Origin of the sequence: Sphingobacteruim zhuxiongii (assembly GCF_009557615.1) — a bacterium.
Lineage (GTDB): Bacteria > Bacteroidota > Bacteroidia > Sphingobacteriales > Sphingobacteriaceae > Sphingobacterium > Sphingobacterium zhuxiongii.
This window is the reverse complement of record NZ_CP045652.1, coordinates 1,200,565-1,215,971: the sequence shown is the minus strand read 5'-3', so window position 1 is coordinate 1,215,971 and position 15,407 is coordinate 1,200,565. Positions and strand designations below refer to the sequence as shown.

Here is a 15,407-nt window from a genome sequence, read left to right as displayed (position 1 = left end):
TCATGACCAATAAAATATTAGACTCAATCATTTATTAATAGGTATCTTTGTGTGTATAAAATTAATGGAAAATATCTCAAAAAATTTACATCCCAGAAATAAGTTCAATAAATCTTACAATATTGAGCAACTGGTGAAGAATACCCCAAGTTTAAGAAGTTATGTCATTCAAGTTGATCATGATCATCTATCAATAGATTTCACGCATCCTGAAGCTGTATTTCACTTAAACAAAGCCTTGTTAAAATCTACTTATGGAATCAAGGGATGGCGCGTATTACCGAATAGTCTAGTGCCAACAGTACCAGGACGCTTAAACTACATTCATTATCTTGCCGATCTATTAGGAGGAAAATCAGGACGTTCTGTTCAGATTCTTGATATTGGAACGGGTTCTAGCATTATTTATCCTATCCTAGGAGTCAAAGAATATGGTTGGTTATTTACTGGATCGGAGACTCATGTTCCCTCGCTAGTTAACGGAAATGCTATCCTGAAGGATAATCCAGAGTTAGCGAAATCTATTCGTCTTAGACAACAAAACGACCCAACGAATATTTTAAAGGATATTATTCTCCCGAATGAATACTACGATGCGATTATGTGTAACCCTCCATTTTTTAAATCCAGAGAGGATCATGAATCACAAGTTTCGAGGAAAAATAAGAATCTTCGTATTTCTCAGGATGCCAATTCAAATTATCAGGGATTAGCAACAGAGCTGTGGACAGAAGGTGGCGAACAAAAGTTTATAACGCAGTTAATTTATGAAAGCCTAACTTTCAAGGATCAAATTGGCTATTGCACCGCTTTAGTGTCGAATAAAGACAATATTAGACCGCTTCGCGCAGTGATCGAATACCACAAGGCTAAAGATGTTCAAGTAATCAATATGTCCCAAGGGAATAAGATTAATCGAATTCTTGCTTGGAAATGGGTTGATAAAAAATAAAAAAAGGCTATCTGATAATCAGATAGCCTTTTTTATTTTGTTAATATGTTTAAGCCGAAGCTTTAGCATTTGCTGCTTTTGAAGCATCTAAAGCAATCGCAGTTTTATCGAAACGGATTTTAACACCATTACCTACATCTACTAAAAAGGTAGTATCTGTTACTTCCACGATTCTACCGTGAATACCAGCTGTAGTTACTACTTTAGAATTTACATTTAATTCCTCGATATATTTTTTATGGTCTTTTTGCTTTTTCATTTGTGGTCTAATCATGAAGAAATAGAAAACCACCACCATTAATAAAATTGGAAGGAATTGCATTATTCCACTCCCACCTGTTGCTTGTAATAAAATAGTTGAAATCATCTTGTTTTATTATAATTTATTTGTTTGCTTTTAATTTACTACAACTTCACCTTTTAACTGAACCGTTGTCACCGGCTTTTCAGCGTTGGAAGCAATAGTAATAATTTTTTGTTGTTGACCTACCTGACCTTGACTATCAAATTTCACCGCAATCTCACCAACTTCACCTGGCTTTACTGGCGTTGAAGTATAAGTTGGCGTAGTACACCCGCAACTTGCCGATACCTGTGCTAAAACAATAGGATAATCTCCTGAATTTTTAAACTTGAAAACATGCTCTACAACTTCACCCTCTTTAACTGTTCCAAAGTTAAATGCATCCTCTTCGAATTCCATTTTGCCAGCACCTGCTTGCTCAGCATTAACTACAGTTGAATCTGCTTTGCCCGCCGTTGCTTCTTTACTTGTGTTGTTACAAGCTGTGAAAAACAATCCGCTTGCTAACAATATTAAACTTAGTTTTTTCATTATGTTATGCGATTAATCCTCTACCCTCTTTCTTAATACGACGTTGACTCGTTAAGTCCGATAAAATCTTATCTAAAATACCATTGATAAAGGTACTACTTTTCAACGTACTAAAGGACTTTGAAAGTTCAATATACTCGTTAATTGTTACTTTTACAGGAATCGTAGGGAAATGTATCAGTTCCGTGATAGCCATTCTCATTAACAAATTATCGATTAACGCGATACGATCAGCTTCCCAGTTTTTAGTCTTCTCAGAGATAAGATCTTGGTATTCCTTTGTATACTTAATAGTAAGCTTCAATAAATCTAAGACAAAATCTTTATCCTCAATCCAAGAAGGCGTCAAGTCTGCTAATTGATTCTTTGCAGGAACCTCACTACTGAAATTCTTGAAAGTCTTCGCAATCATCGCTTGTAAAACTTCACGATCTACCGGCCAATTGATAAAGCGAGCTTCGAAAGCTTGTTCAACGTCTGTAGATTTTAGAATAAGCTTTTTAAAGATATGTTTAATGATATCTTTTTCCGTAGCAATAGATCTATCATCTTGTTGCAAATATTCTAGGTAGGTTTCAGATTCTTTCAGTTGAGCAAAAATAGAACGAACAATCTCTGGATCGTAACTCCAATCAACATCGTAACGTTTTACTTTCTCCAAATACTCTCTATTTTGACGTAGAGACTCAATAAACGTATTGCTGTTTAATTTTGTTGAAGAAAAGGTCTGATCTGTCGACGAAGGGATCCATTTATTGGCAATACCTTCCACATCTTTTAATACATACTCCGCAACCTCATCCAAAAGATTCAGAGTCCAAATGTACATCTCATCAACTTCCTCTACATTTTTCAGTAGACTTTTCTGAAAATCTGGAAGGTTTTTATCTTCCGATAAACTGTAGGAATACAGTACTTGCATTACCTTAACCCTAAGGTGTCTTCTATTTAGCATAATTTTATAAAGAACGAATATTTAATAAAGAACGATATTATACTATTATCTCAACTTTTTCATATCGGAAATACGTTTTTCCGCAAGCTCTTTTGCAGCTTGGTGTGTCGAAATGTTTTCTTCATTTGCTTTTTGAATCACATGTCTTGTTGCTGTGTAGATATGACGAATCAAATAGTCCGTACGATCTGCACCGTAACCCTCCAACTCCGAGAAACAGCTAATTAAAGCGCCCGAATTGATCAAAAAGTCTGGTGTATAAAGAATATTATTATCTTTTAATAATTGTGTGGTAACCTCTTCGTCTAATAACTGATTATTCGCAGAACCAGCGATTATTTTACAACGCATACGCGGTACTGTATCTGGATTTACGGTTCCTCCTAACGCACAAGGTGCATAAACATCGGCATCCAATTCAAAACTCGTAGAGTAAGTTATTGGCTCAGCCTTATATTTCGCCGCAATTTTCATCTTGCGCTCTTCTGTCATGTCAGAAACATATACACGTGCATTTTCAGCTCGCAATAAGGATACTAAATGCTCTCCAACGCTTCCAACACCTTGAACTGCGATTTTTCTACCCGCCAAGTTCTCGTCACCGTATAACTCCTTAATTGCCGCTTTGATCCCGTAATAAACACCTTTCGCTGCAAAAACAGTTGTGTCTCCAGCACCATTTAATGAAGTTGGTAGACCAGCAACATAGTTCGTTTCACCATGTATATGCTCTAAATCTTTTTGAGTTGTACCAACATCAATAGACGCAATAAAATTACCGTTTAGCCCATTGATAAAACGTCCGAAACGACGCATTAACACTTCTGACTTCTCTGTTCGATTATTGCCGATAATAATTGCACTACCTCCTCCTAAGTTCAAACCTGCTAATGCAGATTTGTAGGTAATGGCTTTAGAAAGACGCAATGCATCCTCAATAGCTTCTGCTTCTGTTGCATATGGCAACATACGGACTCCACCAATTGCTGGGCCCAAAGTTGTGTCATGAATCGCTACGATTGCTTTTAGTCCTACCTCTTTATCATTACAGAAAAAAAGGTTCTGATGGTCAGATATACGCATCAAGTCGAAAAGTGAGGAATTATCCCTTTGCATAATTAAACATAATTTTACAGCTACAAAAATAGCAATATTTTTGCATCGAACGCTATGCACCCACAAAATATTAGGTTAGAGCCATTAGATTTGAAATTTTATGCAGCATGCATTCCCTTTTAGTTAAAATTCTAAAACGATTATCCCCTTGTGTTATCAACCTGCTAAACATTTAAACAAATCAACACATTTATCTCAGCCCCGATAATCAACTATTGACTTGAATCATGACTCTTGGATAACAGATTCGGATATCTTTACAGTACTTTTATTTAAATATATCCCTTACTTTTGTTCTTGCATGAAAGATCTCGCCTACCTCAATAAGTTTTTTTACAAGTATCGCTGGAAGATAGTACCTGGTGTCATCTTCGTCATTATTTCAAATTACTTCGGAATACTACCTGCACAAGTAATTCGCGAGGCTTTCGATTTAGTAAAAGAAAATATTGATCTGTATCGACTTTATGACGGCTTTGAACGCCAAACCCTCATCTATCAGATATTTGGTAACAGCTTGCTATTCTTCGGTATTGTAGTATTGGTGTTGGCCTTACTCAGGGGAATCTTTTTGTTTATGATGCGTCAGACGTTGATTTTAACGTCTCGTCATATAGAGTATGATCTAAAAAATGAAATCTATCAGCACTATCAGGAACTAGACTTCGCATTTTATCGCCGAAATAACACCGGTGATTTAATGAACCGAGCAACCGAAGATGTAAATCAAGTAAGAAACTACCTAGGTCCTGCAATCATGTATGCGATAAATACTGTTGTATTGTCGATTATGATTATCTACGCCATGTATAATGTGAATGCGAAATTAGCGACCTATTCACTTCTTCCAATTCCAATTATCTCGATATTAATTCTATTCGTCAATAAAGTAATCAACCGACGAAGTGAGCGCATTCAACGGCAATTATCTCATTTATCTTCCTTTGTACAAGAAACATTTTCAGGAATCCGTGTGATTAAAAGCTATACCCGCGAAAAAGATAAAATGGACTCCTTTAAAATTGAAAGTGATCGGTATAGAAACATCAATTTAAATCTGGTTAAAGTTCAAGCCATTTTCTTTCCCTTAATCATATTCCTAGTTGGTTTCAGTACAATTATTACAGTTTATATTGGCGGATTAGAAGTTAATGATGGTAACATTACGGCAGGTAATATTGCTGAATTTATTATTTACGTCAATCAATTAACATTCCCTGCGATGTCGCTAGCCTGGGTAACCTCGTTAGTGCAGCGTGCGGCAGCATCTCAAAAACGTATCAATGAATTCCTAAATACGCGATCAGAAATCAAAGAAGGAGAAAGTGATGTAAAAATTGAAGGAGACATTCGTGTGGACAACATATCCTTCACTTACCCTGATACCGGAATCAAGGCTATTGATCAAGTGAGTTTTCATGTCCCTGTAGGAAAAACATTAGCCATTATTGGAAAAACAGGTTCTGGAAAATCTACATTGGCAAATCTATTACTCCGTATGTACGATGTTGACGCAGGTGAAATTCTATATGACCAAAAGAATATCAAAGCATTCAAAACTCATGCTGTCCGAGAACAAATTGGTTTTGTTCCTCAACAAGTTTTTCTGTTTTCCGACACCATTGCCCGTAATATCGCATTTGGTTTAGACCAGGTCGATATGCCGCGCATTGAACAAGCAGCAAAAGATGCGGCTGTTTATGAGAACATCGTCGGCTTTGAAGAAGGCTTTGAGACTCATTTAGGCGAACGAGGAATCACATTATCCGGTGGTCAAAAACAGCGTGTTTCTATTGCAAGAGCATTAGTTAAAGATCCGAATATACTGATATTTGACGACTGTCTTTCGGCAGTAGACACGAAGACCGAAGAGGAAATACTACATAATTTAGGTCGCATAATGCAGGGTAAAACGTCAATTATCATTGCACATCGAATTTCGACAATTAAAAATGCAGATCAAATATTAGTGTTGGATGCAGGTCGAATAATTGAGCGAGGAACGCATCAAGAATTATTGGCTTTAAATGGCGAATACAGCTCACTTTACGATAAACAATTGCTAGAATCTTAGCTAAAATTAAAAATCAAATATTTCTCGTATAATTTCAAAATATTTCATTTAATTTGTGTTAAAGCATATTAGCCAAACACAATTATGAGATGCTATTTATTAACCTGCTGCTTAATTCTCTTAAGCGCATTGGGCTATGCCCAGAACTCCTCCATGCCTAAATTAGACGTCACTATTTTCAAGCATGACCATCAATCTGTAGACACCGCAGCTAAAGCTGTTGTACTGTACGAATTCGGACGATCAGAAATTGAAGTCTCCGAATCGCAAAATTCAATAGGTGTTAACCATTATTGTCACGTACGGATAAAGATCCTAAAGAAAGATGGTGATAAGCACGCTACGATTGAAATCCCAGTTTACAAATATGGATCAGATTTCGAACGAGTGACCGAAATAAAGGGATCGACGTACAATTTAATCGATGGACAAATTCAAGCTGATGAGCTGAAAAAGGACGCTATTTTCACAGAGAAAGTTAGTGCCCACTACCAGGTCATTAAATTCACCTTACCCAACATTCAAGAAAACTCAATTATTGAATATAGCTATCGAACAAATACGCCAGCAATATGGAATTTAAAGACTTGGTATTTTCAAGATGAAATCCCAAAATTGCACAGTGAATACGTAGCTGTCATCCCATCTGTCTTTGAATACAACGTCACACTAAAAGGACACTACGCAATCAGTGACTTAAAAACAGCAAGACTAAGCGAGCATTTCTTATTAAACAGTAAGCGTTTTGATTGCTCACGAATGACCTATATTATGAAGGATATTCCAGCATTCAAAGAAGAAGATTATATGCTGGCTCCCATCAATTACATTTCTGCGGTTAACTTCGAACTTAAAACATTCCACGAGCCAAGCGGAGCTATAAAAAACTATACACGCGTTTGGAAAGACGTAGATACAGAACTTCTTAACGACAAAGATTTCGGTGGGCAAATAAAAAATAAATCCGTCTATGGAAAATTACTTCCTAGTATTATTTCTCCAGACTCATCTAAATTATTCAACGCAAAGAAAATCTACAACTACATTCAGCAAAATATCGTATGGAATAAAACATTAGGTAAATACGCTGAAAATGGTATTAAGGACGCATTGGAGAAAAAGAAAGGAAATATCGGGGATATTAACTTAAGTTTGGTATCCGCTTTAAACAATGCCGATATTGAAGCTTATCCTGTTATTATCTCCACTCGAAACAATGGGATTCCCAATGTTGTACATCCGGTGTTATCCGATTTCAATGCGGTCATCGTGGCGGCATTAATTGATGGAAAGTCCTACCTACTCGATGCCAGCGACAAATACCTAACATTTGGCTTATTGTCTTTACGTTCGATTAATGAACGAGGAAGAATTATATACTCCAAACAAAGCTCCGATTGGATTGAACTTACGAATACTATTCCAACAAAAAAGACATACAATATATTTGCGACGATTTCCGAAGACGGCAAAATGAAAGGTAAAATTGAAAAATACTATGTCGGTTTGGAAGCCTATATCCAGCGAAGCGAAATAGAAAAATTCCCTACCATTGAGGAGTACGAGGAAAATGTGATCGAAAAGAGTTCGGGGCTTAAGATTCTTAGCAATAAAATTAAGAACCTTACGGAACTTGACAATCCTTTAGTGGAATCAATGGAATTCGAGTTTGACATGCGCGAAAATTTCAATGCCACACAAATTCTATTGAACCCAATCATGTATGAGCGCCAGCGGAAAAATCCTTTTAATTTATCAGAGAGAAACTTCCATGTCGATTTAGGTTCCGCACGAGCTGAACAGTATAATATTAACATCACTTTCCCAGAAGGCTATAAATTAGATAATTTCCCAAAAAACACCTCTTATTCGCTACCAGAGGGTGCCGCTAAATTTATTTATCGGTCTTCTTTTTCGGACAATGTGCTCATGGTTCAACAAGTCACCAACCTAAATCAGGCAATTTACACCCCCGAAGAATACTTCCATTTAAAAGAGTTCTTCTCACTACTAATTCAACATCAGAATACTGACTTCCTTTTCAAGAAAATATGAGAATACTAGCAGCAACGCTATTTACAATATTAGCATGTACCGCTTTTCAAAGTAAAGCACAATACGCAGCGAACTTAATTCCAAAAGAAATGTTAAGTCGTGCTTCCGCGACGGTCAGATTTAAAGAAACTGTGCTCGAGATTAAGTCGTTTAATCAAGCGATAGAGACTGAAAAAAGCGCCATTACAATACATAATAAAGCCGGCGACGAATATGCCGATCTCTACATCTTTTATGATAAAATTAGGCAAATAAAAGACCTTAAAGGCGAAATTCAAGACGAGGATGGCAAAGTAATTCGCAAATTCGGAATGAAGGATTTTAAAGACTATAGTGCCAGCGGACAATCAAACCTTTACGCAGATGATCGAGTAAAAAGTTATAGTCCCTTGATTCGCACATACCCCTACACGATTGTATACGAATATGAAATTCGCCATCAACAAACACTGAATTTACCAAGTTGGCAACCAAATTATTCAATCGACCTCTCCGTTGAAAAAAGTTCTTTTCAGGTAATTACTTCTCCTGAGATCGATCTGCGTATAAATGAACGCAATTTAACGAATCCAGTCATTACAAAAAAAGAAGCTAAATTCAACTCTTATACTTGGACTGTAGAAAATATTCGTGCAGAACGTAGCGAGCCCTATAGCCCAAGTCGTAGAACGACAGGGATGTTCGTTGAAGTTATACCTAAAAGCTTCCAATTTTATAAATACAAGGGCGAAGTTACTGATTGGAAAACATTTGGATTATGGATGAATGAAACCTTATTGAAAGATAAGCAAACATTGCCCGCTAGCACCGTAGCACAGGTCAAGGAATTAACGGCAAACCTATCTTCCAATCGCGAGAAAGCAAAAGCACTATATGAATACATGCAGAAGAAAACGCGGTATATCAGTATACAAATTGGTGTTGGCGGAAACGAACCTTTCCCTGCTGAACAGGTAGATAGATTAGGCTATGGTGATTGTAAAGCCCTCGCCAACTACATGAAGGCTTTACTTGATGTCGTTGATATACCCTCCTACTATTCTGTTGTAACCGCTGGAACAACCAAATCAGATCTATACAAGGATTTTGCTAGTCTACAAGGAAACCATATTATTCTTTGTCTGCCTTCTGAGAAGGATACAACTTGGCTTGAATGCACGAGCTCAGAGAGTCCATTTGGCTATTTAGGAGACTTTACAGACGATCGATTGGTACTTGCTATAACACCGACTGGCGGGGAAATAATGCGCACCCAGAGCTTTAATTTTGAGCAAAATTTGCAACATAGAAAATCGACTTTAAAACTCGATGAAACAGGTTTACTGAAAGGCACATTAGAAACAAAGTTTATGGGAACTCAATTCGATAATCACTTCACAAATTACAAGAAGAGCTTGGACGATCAAAAGAAAGAATTGAGAGGACAATACGATATCGATAGAATTGAATTTACAGATGTAAAATACAGCTTAGATGATAAGAACCTCGTATTTACGGAAAACCTAACAATTGAAGTCCCAAATTATGCGATAAAAAACGGAAATAATCTAACCATATACCCCAATGTGTTCAACAAAGCTAGCGCAATAACTGAACTAGCGAAGCGTATAAACCCTGTAAAGATCACCAGAGGTTATACCGATATCGATGAAATTGAAATTGAATTACCTGAAGATCTAGATGCCCGAATTAAGCCTGCAGATGTAAAAAATGAAGTACCAATGGGTTCTTATGAGATGTCTATCAAAATGAAAGACGGAAAAATGTATTGTTATCGAAAAATACAAATTAGAGAGGGTGAGTATCCTGCAGAGAGCTATGCGGCATTTACTCAATTTATGAAGGACGCAACATTCAGTGATTCCTACCGATATATTTTACCATTTCTCGATAAAAAGTAAAACAAATTTATATCTTTGGCAGGCACGCAAGCGGGGAATTAGCTCAGCTGGCTAGAGCGCTTGCCTGGCAGGCAAGAGGTCATCGGTTCGACTCCGTTATTCTCCACAACAAAACTACTTAAAGCGTTAATTTTTAAAAAATTAACGCTTTTTTGTTTATTATGATTACGCTTATGCATAAGGTTCGGTGAATTTAATTGATATATTTGGTTCAAAACCAATTATAATGAGAAGATTCCTTTTATTGTTTATTGTTATTCTTTTTACGAATAGCTACGCCGGGGATAACAATTCATTTTTATATCAGTCTAAAACGAAATGTACGTACAAAGGGAAAGCTTTATATGAGGGGCCTAGGGGTGCCTGCTATTATATCAATAAAAATAATAACAAGACATATGTTGACCGGACATTTTGCAATTGTAAATAGATAAAAAACGACATCCGCTCTTAACGAAGGCAGTGTCAATTTAAAATATCATATATCTCTTGGTCGTAAAAAGATATTGCTATTATTTCAGATATAGGCATCAATACATCCGAATTAAAATCATTAAAACTACTTCCTTGACCATCTTCGATAAGAAGAGAATAAGCTTCGATATATTGAGAAGTAAATTGAAGCCTTTTTTCTTTATCCCGATAGCCACTGAATACTGGAATAATCCTTAAGTAGTTTGATTGAGACGGTATAGGCAATTCTTTAACCCAGCCGATATAAAACTTATCGTTCTTTAATGACAAAAGTATGAGTTTTTCCTCCTTAATTGCTTTCGAAGCCAGTAATTCAAACTCATTGCCTATTGCTATAATAGCCGCATGAATTTCTTGTTCACGATCTAACAAAAAATTACTTACATAAGTAATTAGTACCACTAAAAGAAAACTTAATCCAACTAACCCTGAGAGTGGTGTAGTTTTTAATGGATTTAACGCTCTAAAAGATTCTTTGAAACTATTCGTAATGAACTGATCATATAAAAATAATTTTATAAAGAATGCACCTATTAAAATAAATACAGCACAAATAACAGTCTCAAAAAACAACGAGTTTCTGTCCAATCTCTGGGTTCTATATCTAAATTTATATGACTTCGTGAGAATATAATACCCTGCTGCTAAAGGAAGGACAAGTAAATTTAATATCATTATGCTCCAGCGAGCTTTTTATTATGTTCACCTATTTTTTTTACAATCTCAGAGTTTTTCAATTTCTCAATTGTCTCTCTAACTTTTGTTTGTTTAAAAAAATCAGAAGTTTTAATATATAGACGGCCTTCTTTTGTCGCTACGACAAAATTTCCTCGTATAACTGTCTTGCTCATAGAAGTTATATTTTACATTTATTACTAGTTACTATTTAGGCTGCTATTCAACACAATTGGTTTAACCTGCTGTGTGAAACATCCGTCAAATAAATTGTAGTTTTCTCGAAAACACTTGTATCTTTCCACCTTATAAATCAGAAACTCTTACAAGTTATAAACTATAATTTAATTTATAAAGTATTTTCTACACTATACAGAAATTTACTTTAGGTTCATAGTAATCTATATCAAATTCTAATAACTTAAATCCTTCACCACAATACCGTCGAATTCATACCCCTTCCATGAGAAATATATAAAAACAAAAAAAAGGCTAACATTACTGCTAGCCTTTTTTTTGTTTTTTGAGATATCTTAGTTATTCTCTTCTGTAGCTAATACAGAAACGTAAGATTTATTGTTAGCTTTTTTACGGAATACAACTGTTCCGTCAATTAAAGCGTATAATGTATGGTCTTTACCGATACCTACGTTAGCATCTGGGTTATGTTGAGTACCACGTTGGCGAACGATGATGTTACCAGCGATAGCTTGTTGACCTCCAAAAATCTTGATACCTAATCTCTTACTGTGTGACTCACGGCCGTTCTTGGAACTACCCGCACCTTTTTTGTGTGCCATTTCTTTATTCTAATTTATGACTTACGTCAGATTAAAAATTCGATTATAAACTGATACCAGTGATCTGGATTTTAGTGAATTGTTGACGGTGACCGTTTTTCTTTTTGTAGCCTTTACGACGTTTTTTCTTGAAAACGATTACTTTTTCACCTTTTAAATGAGACAAAATCGTAGCTGAAACTTTAGCACCTGAGATACTTGGCGTACCTACAGTAAATTTACCACCGTCCTCTGCTAACAATACATTGTCAAATTCAATACTAGCGCCTTCTTCTCCTTGTAAACGGTGTACAAAAAGGAATTGGTCTTTAGCAACTTTAAATTGCTGTCCTGCTATATTTACTATTGCGTACATTGTTATGAATTAAATGTTATTATTTAATGAGTGGCAAAGATAAAATATATTTTTTATTCGAGCAAACTTATTTTAATATCTTTAAAACGTAAATCAAGCTATGACTCCAAAATTTCTGAGAAACAAATATTTCCACGCCTTAGTGATGCCGCTAGTCTACGCCTTGCTAATGCGATTGTTGTTCGATCTATCGAATTTCTCATCCTTGTTTGTATTAATGTCGATAAGTTTTCTGTTCCTTGTCCCTTTTGTTATGGGCGCACTAACTATCTATTTCTCCCCGATTGAACAAACGAGAAAGAATGCATATACCCTACTTGCTCCGTACATTCCTTTAACCTTGTTCGCTATAATGACCATGATTTTGAAACTCGAAGGCTGGGCATGTTGGATGATGGCATTCCCAATCTTTATGATTTTTAGTTCAATTGGTGGACTGGTTGGAAAAAGCTTCCAGAAGAAACACGATACAATACTCGTATCGCTCCTAGTTCTACTTCCATTATTTTCTGCTCCCATTGAATCTTGGATTGGTAGTCATAAACAAACGTTTAAAGCGTATAATTACATTGATATTGAAGCTCCGGCGGATAAGATTTGGAGTTTAGTGACTCGTGTATCTAAAATTAAAGAAGAGGAAGACACAGGTTGGTTGAATAAAGCCTTAGGATTTCCGCGTCCAGTCGAGGCTGAACTTAACTACGAGGGTGTAGGAGCCTATCGCAAAGCAATATTCACAAATGGTTTAGTCTTTCATGAGACCGTAACACATTATGCGCATCAGAAAAGCATGAGCTTTAGCATCAAGGCAAATCCTTATGAAATTCCATCCACAACATTAGATGAACACGTTGTCGTTGGTGGTAATTTCTTCGATGTTCTGAATGGGACTTATGAGCTCGAGAAATTAGCCGATGATAAATATAGACTTCATCTTTATAGTCATTTTACCCTTGATACGACCTTTAACTTCTACGCTGGCATATGGGCAAGATGGATTATGCAGGATATTCAAAGAAATATTTTGAAAGTCGAAAAAAGAAGAGCAGAACAAAGTTAGTATTTGGAATACAGTTCGTCGATTCCACAATTATGACCCCAGTCTAGCCGTTTGCTAAGTAAAATATTGCTGTGAACTGCTACTTCCACTTCAATTCACCATAATTTAAAATCGTCTTATCGATTAGCTGATAATCTTCATCGTATATCGGAAGATAAACAACATAGTAGATGGGGCCACTCAATTCGCTAATTTTATAGGTTTTATCTTCTTCCACCTGATAAAACTTATCAATCGTTCTTTCCGCAGTCCACTCCTTGCTGGTCCCTTGAGGATGCTTATCGAATCTATGCTCTGTTATCGAAGAGTAAAACCAATAGCTTGGAGCCTCGTCAGACAATAGAACGGTTTTATCATCATTAAAAACGCCTTCCGCCATACCGGTATTCTCGAACCACATTACCTCTAAGTCTGCCTCACCAAGAGCTGATCGGTAAATATCTTTGTCGGTTGTAAAAGCAATGCAAAATGCTTCTAACCCTTTCACATGGAACATGAGTTTAAATGAATTCTTAGAAAGTTCCACTTGGTGATTCACAATTGGAATTACTTTAAAATCCTGCTTCGCTTTGATGTTCACCGATTGTTGAGCATTAGTGAAAAATGGACAGAATAAAAGAAGGGTAAGTAGAAGTGCGAATAGATTTTTCATGTAGCAAAAAAAGCAAAATCCCCCAAAACATAAAATAGCTGTTTTGGGGGATTTAATTTATTAATATCGTAAGAATGTTTTAACCAACAATCTCTTGAATTTCATTCATAATTTTTTGAGCGATAGCTTCTGCAGCTTCTGGCGTATGACCCTCAGAATAAATACGGATGATCGGTTCTGTATTTGATTTACGTAAGTGAACCCATTCATTCGCAAAATCAATCTTTAATCCATCGATGGTCGAATGCTGCTCATGTGCGTATTTTTCTTGCATTTTTTCCAATAGATTGTCAATATCTAATCCAGGAGTAAGCGTAATTTTATTTTTCGACATGAAATACTGCGGAAGTTCAGATCTATACTCAGAAACCTTCTTCCCTAACTTGGCTAAATGCGTTAAGAATAAGGCTACACCTACTAGGGCGTCACGACCGTAATGTGAGGCAGGATAAATTACGCCTCCATTTCCTTCGCCACCCATAACCGCATCTACTTCTTTCATCTTCGTCACTACGTTCACCTCGCCAACAGCAGCAGCGAAATATTCACCACCGTGTTTCAAAGTAACGTCGCGCAACGCACGAGTTGAAGAAAGATTAGAAACCGTATTACCTTTTTTATGTGTTAAGATAAAATCAGAAACAGCAACTAAAGTATATTCTTCACCAAATAATTCGCCATCTTCCATCATGAAAACTAAGCGATCAACATCTGGATCTACCGCAATCCCTAAATCAGCCTTATTATCCAATACAGCTTTCGAAAGATCCGTTAGGTGTTCTTTTAATGGTTCTGGATTATGTGGGAATAATCCGTTGGGCTCGCAGTGAATTTTATAGACCGTTTCAACACCCAATGCCTTTAGAAGCTCAGGTATAAAAACTCCACCAGTACTATTTACAGCATCTACAGCAACTTTAAAATTCGCTTGCTTAATAGCAGCTACATCTACGAATTCAAGCTCTAGAACATCTTCAATATGTTTCTGTAAAAAAGAATCATCCTTAGTTACTTTACCTAATTCCTCCACGGGAGAAAAATCAAAGTTTAAGCTTTCGCCCAATTCTAGAACCTCTTTCCCTTTAGCATCATCGATAAACTCACCTTTATTGTTTAACAACTTTAAAGCATTCCATTGACCAGGATTATGCGAAGCTGTCAAGATAATACCACCTGCGGCTTGTAATTTGGGAACGGCAATCTCTACCGTCGGTGTTGTCGAAAGTCCTAAATCGATAACATCGATACCTATACTTTGTAGTGTACCAATTACTAGATTAGCAACCATCTCGCCCGAAACACGAGCATCACGTCCAACAACAATAGTTTTGTTGTCAGCACCTTCCGTAACGATTTTACCATACGCAGCCGTGAATTTCACAATGTCAACAGGTGTTAAATTATCACCAGGTCGTCCACCGATTGTTCCACGAATACCAGAAATAGATTTTATTAATGCCATAGATGTTCAAATTGATATTGGCGGTAAATTTAAAGCATTTA

Annotated in this window: 15 protein-coding genes and 1 tRNA gene; 6 read left to right on the top strand and 10 right to left on the bottom strand. The window is 36.4% G+C overall.

Annotated features, from left to right (window positions below; genetic code table 11):
- Positions 1-64: 64 nt before the first annotated feature.
- Positions 65-952 (top strand): 23S rRNA (adenine(1618)-N(6))-methyltransferase RlmF, encoded by an 888-nt coding sequence (rlmF, locus tag GFH32_RS05270; RefSeq protein WP_153510081.1) that lies wholly within the window; start codon positions 65-67, stop codon positions 950-952.
- Positions 953-1,001: 49 nt separating this feature from the next.
- Here the strand turns inward: rlmF and yajC are convergent, their stop codons facing one another.
- From yajC to GFH32_RS05250, 4 genes are read right to left on the bottom strand one after another with little or no spacing between them, the layout of a single operon-like run.
- Positions 1,002-1,319: a preprotein translocase subunit YajC gene (gene yajC, locus GFH32_RS05265; RefSeq protein WP_153510080.1), complete on the bottom strand. Its 318-nt coding sequence runs from the start codon at positions 1,317-1,319 to the stop codon at positions 1,002-1,004.
- Positions 1,320-1,349: 30 nt separating this feature from the next.
- Positions 1,350-1,787 carry a DUF1573 domain-containing protein gene (locus tag GFH32_RS05260; protein ID WP_153510079.1) on the bottom strand — a complete coding sequence of 146 codons (438 nt, stop codon included), beginning with the start codon at positions 1,785-1,787 and terminating at the stop codon, positions 1,350-1,352.
- A gap of 4 nt (positions 1,788-1,791) precedes the next feature.
- Positions 1,792-2,742 carry a transcription antitermination factor NusB gene (nusB, locus tag GFH32_RS05255; RefSeq protein ID WP_194285672.1) on the bottom strand — a complete coding sequence of 317 codons (951 nt, stop codon included), beginning with the start codon at positions 2,740-2,742 and terminating at the stop codon, positions 1,792-1,794.
- A gap of 45 nt (positions 2,743-2,787) precedes the next feature.
- Entirely contained in the window at positions 2,788-3,858 is a 1,071-nt protein-coding gene (locus tag GFH32_RS05250) for a Glu/Leu/Phe/Val family dehydrogenase (protein ID WP_153510078.1), read from the bottom strand.
- Positions 3,859-4,159: 301 nt separating this feature from the next.
- On the opposite strand from GFH32_RS05250, the gene GFH32_RS05245 reads away from it, so the two are divergent.
- The 4 genes from GFH32_RS05245 (at position 4,160) to GFH32_RS05230 (ending at position 9,994) form a co-directional block, all read left to right on the top strand.
- Positions 4,160-5,932, top strand: coding sequence for an ABC transporter ATP-binding protein (locus tag GFH32_RS05245; protein ID WP_153510077.1), 1,773 nt, complete (start codon positions 4,160-4,162; stop codon positions 5,930-5,932).
- Between the two features lie 84 nt (positions 5,933-6,016).
- Entirely contained in the window at positions 6,017-7,987 is a 1,971-nt protein-coding gene (locus GFH32_RS05240; protein ID WP_153510076.1) for a DUF3857 domain-containing protein, read from the top strand.
- Positions 7,984-9,888: a DUF3857 domain-containing protein gene (locus GFH32_RS05235; RefSeq protein WP_153510075.1), complete on the top strand. Its 1,905-nt coding sequence runs from the start codon at positions 7,984-7,986 to the stop codon at positions 9,886-9,888. Before GFH32_RS05240 ends, GFH32_RS05235 begins: the two co-directional genes overlap by 4 nt.
- A gap of 32 nt (positions 9,889-9,920) precedes the next feature.
- Positions 9,921-9,994: transfer RNA gene (locus tag GFH32_RS05230), tRNA-Ala, on the top strand.
- Between the two features lie 359 nt (positions 9,995-10,353).
- Here the strand turns inward: GFH32_RS05230 and GFH32_RS05225 are convergent.
- The 4 genes from GFH32_RS05225 to rplU form a co-directional block, all read right to left on the bottom strand.
- A complete protein-coding gene (locus tag GFH32_RS05225; RefSeq protein WP_153510074.1) occupies positions 10,354-11,037 on the bottom strand; it encodes a hypothetical protein in 684 nt (227 codons plus the stop codon).
- A complete protein-coding gene (locus GFH32_RS05220) occupies positions 11,037-11,213 on the bottom strand; it encodes a hypothetical protein (RefSeq protein WP_153510073.1) in 177 nt (58 codons plus the stop codon). Before GFH32_RS05220 ends, GFH32_RS05225 begins: the two co-directional genes overlap by 1 nt.
- A 357-nt stretch (positions 11,214-11,570) precedes the next feature.
- Positions 11,571-11,837, bottom strand: coding sequence for a 50S ribosomal protein L27 (gene rpmA / locus GFH32_RS05215; protein ID WP_153510072.1), 267 nt, complete (start codon positions 11,835-11,837; stop codon positions 11,571-11,573).
- A gap of 43 nt (positions 11,838-11,880) precedes the next feature.
- Positions 11,881-12,192 carry a 50S ribosomal protein L21 gene (rplU, locus tag GFH32_RS05210; protein ID WP_153510071.1) on the bottom strand — a complete coding sequence of 104 codons (312 nt, stop codon included), beginning with the start codon at positions 12,190-12,192 and terminating at the stop codon, positions 11,881-11,883.
- A gap of 100 nt (positions 12,193-12,292) precedes the next feature.
- On the opposite strand from rplU, the gene GFH32_RS05205 reads away from it, so the two are divergent.
- Positions 12,293-13,252 (top strand): SRPBCC family protein, encoded by a 960-nt coding sequence (locus tag GFH32_RS05205; RefSeq protein WP_202111186.1) that lies wholly within the window; start codon positions 12,293-12,295, stop codon positions 13,250-13,252.
- A 79-nt stretch (positions 13,253-13,331) separates the two neighbouring features.
- On the opposite strand, the gene GFH32_RS05200 is transcribed toward GFH32_RS05205, so the two are convergent.
- On the bottom strand, positions 13,332-13,904 hold the full coding sequence (locus tag GFH32_RS05200) for a hypothetical protein (protein WP_153510070.1): 573 nt from the start codon (positions 13,902-13,904) through the stop codon (positions 13,332-13,334).
- A gap of 79 nt (positions 13,905-13,983) precedes the next feature.
- Positions 13,984-15,366, bottom strand: coding sequence for a phosphoglucosamine mutase (gene glmM, locus GFH32_RS05195; RefSeq protein ID WP_153510069.1), 1,383 nt, complete (start codon positions 15,364-15,366; stop codon positions 13,984-13,986).
- Positions 15,367-15,407: the final 41 nt, after the last annotated feature.

Excerpts from the sequence above, each read along its gene's own strand:
- rlmF (WP_153510081.1), top strand. The coding sequence starts at position 65 with ATGGAAAATATCTCAAAAAATTTACATCCCAGAAATAAGTTCAATAAA.
- yajC (WP_153510080.1), bottom strand. The coding sequence starts at position 1,319 with ATGATTTCAACTATTTTATTACAAGCAACAGGTGGGAGTGGAATAATG.
- GFH32_RS05260 (WP_153510079.1), bottom strand. The coding sequence starts at position 1,787 with ATGAAAAAACTAAGTTTAATATTGTTAGCAAGCGGATTGTTTTTCACA.
- nusB (WP_194285672.1), bottom strand. The coding sequence starts at position 2,742 with ATGCTAAATAGAAGACACCTTAGGGTTAAGGTAATGCAAGTACTGTAT.
- GFH32_RS05250 (WP_153510078.1), bottom strand. The coding sequence starts at position 3,858 with ATGCAAAGGGATAATTCCTCACTTTTCGACTTGATGCGTATATCTGAC.
- GFH32_RS05245 (WP_153510077.1), top strand. The coding sequence starts at position 4,160 with ATGAAAGATCTCGCCTACCTCAATAAGTTTTTTTACAAGTATCGCTGG.
- GFH32_RS05240 (WP_153510076.1), top strand. The coding sequence starts at position 6,017 with ATGAGATGCTATTTATTAACCTGCTGCTTAATTCTCTTAAGCGCATTG.
- GFH32_RS05235 (WP_153510075.1), top strand. The coding sequence starts at position 7,984 with ATGAGAATACTAGCAGCAACGCTATTTACAATATTAGCATGTACCGCT.
- GFH32_RS05225 (WP_153510074.1), bottom strand. The coding sequence starts at position 11,037 with ATGATATTAAATTTACTTGTCCTTCCTTTAGCAGCAGGGTATTATATT.
- GFH32_RS05220 (WP_153510073.1), bottom strand. The coding sequence starts at position 11,213 with ATGAGCAAGACAGTTATACGAGGAAATTTTGTCGTAGCGACAAAAGAA.
- rpmA (WP_153510072.1), bottom strand. The coding sequence starts at position 11,837 with ATGGCACACAAAAAAGGTGCGGGTAGTTCCAAGAACGGCCGTGAGTCA.
- rplU (WP_153510071.1), bottom strand. The coding sequence starts at position 12,192 with ATGTACGCAATAGTAAATATAGCAGGACAGCAATTTAAAGTTGCTAAA.
- GFH32_RS05205 (WP_202111186.1), top strand. The coding sequence starts at position 12,293 with ATGACTCCAAAATTTCTGAGAAACAAATATTTCCACGCCTTAGTGATG.
- GFH32_RS05200 (WP_153510070.1), bottom strand. The coding sequence starts at position 13,904 with ATGAAAAATCTATTCGCACTTCTACTTACCCTTCTTTTATTCTGTCCA.
- glmM (WP_153510069.1), bottom strand. The coding sequence starts at position 15,366 with ATGGCATTAATAAAATCTATTTCTGGTATTCGTGGAACAATCGGTGGA.